Source organism: Thermosynechococcus sp. OHK43 (assembly GCF_014466085.1).
In the GTDB taxonomy this organism is placed as follows: domain Bacteria; phylum Cyanobacteriota; class Cyanobacteriia; order Thermosynechococcales; family Thermosynechococcaceae; genus Thermosynechococcus.
The window spans coordinates 1-5,187 of record NZ_JACOMP010000131.1 but is presented as its reverse complement, the minus strand read 5'-3'; the positions used below and the strand labels follow the sequence as shown (position 1 = coordinate 5,187).

Genomic DNA, 5,187 nt, shown 5'->3' with positions numbered 1-5,187 from the left:
GATACTCATTCACCAAGTCGGGTTGCTCCTGCTGCACAAAGTGGCCACAGTGGTCCAAGTATTGAATTTTCAGTTCCTTAACGTAGGCTTCCGTGCCGTAGGTCAGTTCAATGCCCAAGATGGGGTCTTGGCGCCCCCAGAGCATCAGCGTTGGTATGTCGAGTACGCCCCACTCGCGACTGTAAAGACTTTGTAACCCCGCACGGTAGTAGTTGAGCATTCCCGATAGAGCACCCCGCTGAGCCGCGGCATCCTGATAGCGGGCAATGTCCAGGGGGCGGATGGCCTGCTGGTTCACAGCTGCCCAGCGAAAGATTTGGGCGATCGCCCCATAGCCTCCCCACTCCAAGAGTATCTCTGGTAGCCACGGCAGCTGAAAGAGCAGCATATAACTACTGCGCAACCATTGCTCAAAACTCAACTGTTGAAACTTGGCAGGATGGGGGCAAGCCAGCACACTCAGGGTTTGAATCCGCTCAGGTGCGGCATAGGCAACCCCCCAGGCAACCATTCCCCCCCAATCGTGCCCCACCAAGTGGCAGCGCCGATAGCCAAGGCCGTCAAGGACACCGACAATGTCAAGAATTAATTCATCAAGAACATAGCTAGCGGTATCTTGGGGTTTATCGCTGAGATGATAGCCCCGCAAATCTAGGGCAACGACTTTGTGCTTTTCCGCCAATACCGGAATTTGATGTCGCCAAGAGTACCAAAACTCTGGAAAACCATGGAGCAGTAGCACCAACTCCCCCTCTCCTTGGGTGACATAGTGCAGACGAATACCATTGGAGACAATAAACTTATGGATCCACGGGCCTTCAATCATATGCATCTTGGGGGCTGGCACTTTCCACTATACCCAAGGAAACCCTGAAGGAGGGTGTTGCCGCAGCCTCAAGAATAAAACCCCCAGCTGGAATGCGCCGTGGGGGTAATATGTGACCTAAGGAGTCGGAATGCTCCTCGTATAGGGGCAAAGCTGACAATTCCTACCAACTTAATAGGCAAGGGTTTCGAGCGCCTGACGCAGGTAAGCGGTAACGCAAGCATCAAGATCCGTGGGCTGCTCAATAACAACACTCGCCTGCTTTTCGCTCAGCCAGCGCTGAAAACCCGAGCTGTGGGCGATCGCTCGCTTTAGGGAGTTCCAAACCTCGGCGGAGGCTTGCGGGTTGGGAACCGTAACACTTTCCATAGATACTCTCCTAGTCGGTTTGGAGTGAGCGGAAGGAATCAGTTATGGTTCTACGATAGCTTAGGAAACTCCCCCCGTCTGTATGGAATGTTACGACTTATTTCACAATTTAGCTAAGAATGAGCTAAGAATCAAAAAAAGACGCGGTGTTGTAGGCAAGGCATCTGTTGACGCACTTGCTCGAGGCGGCTGGGTTCAATGGCCGCAATGGCGAGGCCGGGGCGATCGCCCGCATCGGCGAGGATGGTTCCCCAAGGATCCACAATCAGTGCATGGCCGTGGGTTTGCCGCCGTGCATAGTGAATCCCCGTCTGGGCCGGGGCAATCACATAACAGGTATTTTCGATTGCCCGAGCCTGCAGTAGAACTTGCCAGTGATCCTTACCCGTGAAGGCAGTAAAGGCAGCTGGCACAAACAACACCGTTGCCCCCGCTTGAGAGAGGGCACGGTAAAGTTCTGGAAAGCGGACATCATAGCACACCGACAAGCCAATATTGCCCAGTTCCTTACTGGGATAGACCGAGGGCAACTGCCGTCCAGCAAGCACTGTGCCCGATTCGTGGTAAATATTGCCATCGGGCAAATCGACATCAAATAAATGCACCTTTTGGTAGCGGCTCAATTCTTCCCCCGTCGGCCCAATCAATACCGCTGTGTTATAGACCTTGCCTGCCGTTGCCGGCACCGGGTAGCCACCCCCCACCAGCGTAATCTGAAATCGCTGGGCCATTCGTTTCAAAAAGGCCTCAGTCCGCTCAGCGATCGCTGCCGCTTGGGCAACCTTCTCGCGATCGTCACCCAGAAAGGAAAAATTTTCTGGCAACCCAATCAGTTCTGCCCCTTGTTGCACCGCCAATTCAATGAGTTCTTCTGCCTGAGCCAAATTGGCTTCAAGATTGGGTTGGCTCGTCATTTGGACTGCGGCAGCGAGATAGGATTTCATGCCCGTTGCAAAAAAGACAGCAACCCCTCATTCTAGCGCTGCAATCTGCCTAGGGCAAGTTTAGCGAGAACGCAGGTTCCGCAAGATCGGATTGCGTTGGGTAGGGAGCTGATGCTCATGGGCAGTGCGATAGGCCCAAAAGACATAGCCGGCAATAAAGAGGTTCAACAGCACGACTAGCAGGAGCTTGGTACTGCTAATGGGATGCAAGCGCGGCGTTTTTTGGGGTAGAAATTGGAGGGCCATGGCTGCGCTCAGAACGCAACAGTTCCAGAGTCCACCATCATTAGTCGTTGCTCAGTCTCAATTTGTCTCAGTTTGTCTCAATTTGTCTTCTGTGACCAACAATGGCGAAGTTCCGGTTGCCTCTACTATAGATGCTCCCTCAGGCACAACCCCGCATCTGAAATGTCTTTTAATAGTCGATCATAAAACTATATTTTTAATAGTCGATCATAAAACTATATTATTTATTATTCTCAGACATGCTAAGGTACCCCTAAAAAGCCATCCGCCCCCCAGGAAGGCCTCGGGAGCGGTCTGGTGGTTATCGTGAGTATCAACTCCTAGGAGAAGCGACCTCCTAGATGCTGATTTAAAATCAACAGATGGAGAACAACTCTTCCCTAGAGCTGAGGAACTCCAAAACGACGACCCAAGCGTTTACTACTATCTGCCATGGGCATCACCTCCATCTCCCTAAACGGTAACTTGCAAAACAACTGGCTTTAGGATAGCACACTCAAACGGTGTTGTGGCAAGCGCTGGGCAAAATTAGCATGGCATCGCCAAAGGAATAGAAGCGGTACTGGCGATCGATGGCCTGTTGGTACAACTGCAGCAACCGTTCACGGCCAATAAAGGCACTGACAAGCATCATCAAGCTAGAGCGGGGCAGATGAAAGTTGGTAATGAACCCCTCGACAATCTTGGGCTGATACCCCGGATAAATATAGAGATCGCTCTTGCCGCAAAAGGGCTGAAGGGTGCCTGACTGGGCAGCTGTTTCTAGGGAGCGAATAACGGTGGTGCCGACGGCAATGATTCGTCCCCCGGCGGCTTTGGCCGCCTGAATCCGTTCGACGGTGGCAGCCGGTACCTCAATCCATTCTTCGTGGAGATGGTGGTGACGAATATCCTTGGCCTCCACAGGACGAAAGGTGCCAATGCCCACATGGAGCGTTAGAAAACAGTGATCAATGCCGCGATAGGCCAACTTGCTAAAGAGTTCGGGAGTAAAATGCAAGCCAGCGGTTGGCGCAGCCACGGCACCGGGACGGCGGGCATAGACGGTTTGGTACTGCTCAGTATCCGCAATGGGATGATCAATGTAGGGAGGTAAGGGCACTTCCCCCAGGTGATCCAGGTATGACCACAGGCGATCGCCCGGCGGCAGGTCGAATTCAATCACCCGTCCTCGGGTTTCCTCATCAATGGCCTGTACCGTTGCTTGCAGCGAGCCGATTTGAATCACTGCCCCAGGGCGCAATTTTCGACCGGGTTTTACCAAGGCCAACCACTGGCGATCGCTCAACTCTTCAAGGAGAAACACCTCAACGGTGCCGCCGGCGCCGCCCACTTTTTGACCCATCAGCCGCGCTGGAATCACCCGCGTATCATTGAGCACCAGCAGATCCCCTGGCTCTAACAGTTGCGGTAGCTCATAGAAGTAGTGATCTGCGGCTGTGTTGCGGGTCACCACCATCAGGCGGGAGCGATCGCGGGGGGAAACCGGCTGTTGGGCAATCCGCTCCGCCGGCAAGGAATAGTCGTAGGCATCGAGGGAAAAATCCGCAGGGTTAGGCATCACTTGGGGGCGATCAACGGTGAGGATGAGGGCTTTTCTACAGTATTAGACCGATTCATAGAAGTCATAACAGCCAGAAAGCTAAAGGCAGCAGTGGCAACACCCACAGCAATCAGCAGGAGCAGCCACCCTTGGGAACCAAGTTTATGGACTTGCTGCAGTTGGGGTTGAGGGGATTCCAGAACTTGGGAAACCGTCAGATTGAGTTCTGATGGCTCGGGTGGAGGGACGTAGCCCATTGTAATGTCTGTCACCTCTGGCAGCTCCCCTTGACAGACAATGTTGCTATAGTCCAAGTCAAGGACACCGGCTGTATTCTTTACCCGACAGTGAATGAGCACCACCGTTACATTGTCATGGCCATTGAGGCGATTGGCAAGATCAATCAGTTGTTCAGCAGCAGCAGTAAGGGAAACCCGACCTTGGAGTACAGGCAGCAGGTACTGTCGCCAGTAGGTTTCCACGCGGTTAAAGTCGCTGAGACCGTCGGAACACAGCAGCAGAATTCCCTCTTCATCCAGCAAAAAGCGCTCAACCGTGGGGTGGAGATGCTGGGAGGGTGCCATGCCCAAAGCTTGCACCAAGGAGCCACCATAGGGCAACTCCAGGGCTTGATGGTAGGTACTCATTCCCAAGCGCACATCGCGGCTGGCCACATCGTCATCGAGGGTGAGTTGGTAGCAGCCCCAGCGGTTGATCCAGTAGGCGCGGCTGTCCCCAATGTGGGCAAGGTAAAGATGGGCGTGTTCAATCAGGGCACCGACAACCGTGGTTCCCATGCGCTGGCGCTCGTGGCGCTGCTCCGTATCATTGCGTTGATTGATCGCATCATTAGTGGCGTGAATGGCTGTTTGAATCGCTTGCTCCACTGTGGCGGGAGGGGTCTCTAGAAGATTAAGGGATTTGAGGGTTTCCGCCAGGATGTCAATGGCCAAGCCTGAGGCCACATCGCCGCCTTCATGGCCCCCCACACCATCGCACACCAAGGCCAAAACCCGTGACTGATCGGCAAGGTCAGTCTGGGGCAAGCACTTATCCTCATTGCGACTGCGACTAGGCCCCTGGTCGGAGCGGCTGGCAATATCGTAGTGGTACTCATAACCAAGGTCATCGAGAGCCTGTTGAAAGAGGACCTCTAGGGTTTGGCGCACAGATTCAGGGGCGGCTTCCCGAGGATCCTGCATTTGTTGACACAGGATTGTGAAGGCCTGCTGAAAGTTTTCCCCTTGATCGGTAAAGTT

6 protein-coding genes are annotated in these 5,187 nt (G+C 53.7%); all 6 read right to left on the bottom strand.

The window, feature by feature from the left end; all coding sequences use genetic code 11:
* Window positions 1–832: alpha/beta fold hydrolase (locus H8Q75_RS05330; RefSeq protein ID WP_297040871.1), on the bottom strand; the 832-nt coding region annotated here is incomplete at its 3' end.
* Between the two features lie 165 nt (window positions 833–997).
* On the bottom strand, window positions 998–1,195 hold the full coding sequence (locus H8Q75_RS05325) for a hypothetical protein (RefSeq protein WP_024125846.1): 198 nt from the start codon (window positions 1,193–1,195) through the stop codon (window positions 998–1,000).
* Between the two features lie 131 nt (window positions 1,196–1,326).
* Complete coding sequence (locus H8Q75_RS05320) at window positions 1,327–2,139, bottom strand: carbon-nitrogen hydrolase family protein (RefSeq protein WP_024125847.1); 813 nt, start codon at window positions 2,137–2,139, stop codon at window positions 1,327–1,329.
* A 60-nt stretch (window positions 2,140–2,199) separates the two neighbouring features.
* Window positions 2,200–2,385: a hypothetical protein gene (locus tag H8Q75_RS05315; RefSeq protein WP_024125848.1), complete on the bottom strand. Its 186-nt coding sequence runs from the start codon at window positions 2,383–2,385 to the stop codon at window positions 2,200–2,202.
* A gap of 496 nt (window positions 2,386–2,881) precedes the next feature.
* Window positions 2,882–3,946 carry a tRNA preQ1(34) S-adenosylmethionine ribosyltransferase-isomerase QueA gene (queA, locus tag H8Q75_RS05310; RefSeq protein ID WP_024125849.1) on the bottom strand — a complete coding sequence of 355 codons (1,065 nt, stop codon included), beginning with the start codon at window positions 3,944–3,946 and terminating at the stop codon, window positions 2,882–2,884.
* Window positions 3,946–5,187, bottom strand: a 1,242-nt coding sequence (locus H8Q75_RS05305; RefSeq protein ID WP_297040870.1) for a PP2C family serine/threonine-protein phosphatase, incomplete at its 5' end; no start/stop codon positions are given. The genes H8Q75_RS05305 and queA, both read right to left, overlap by 1 nt.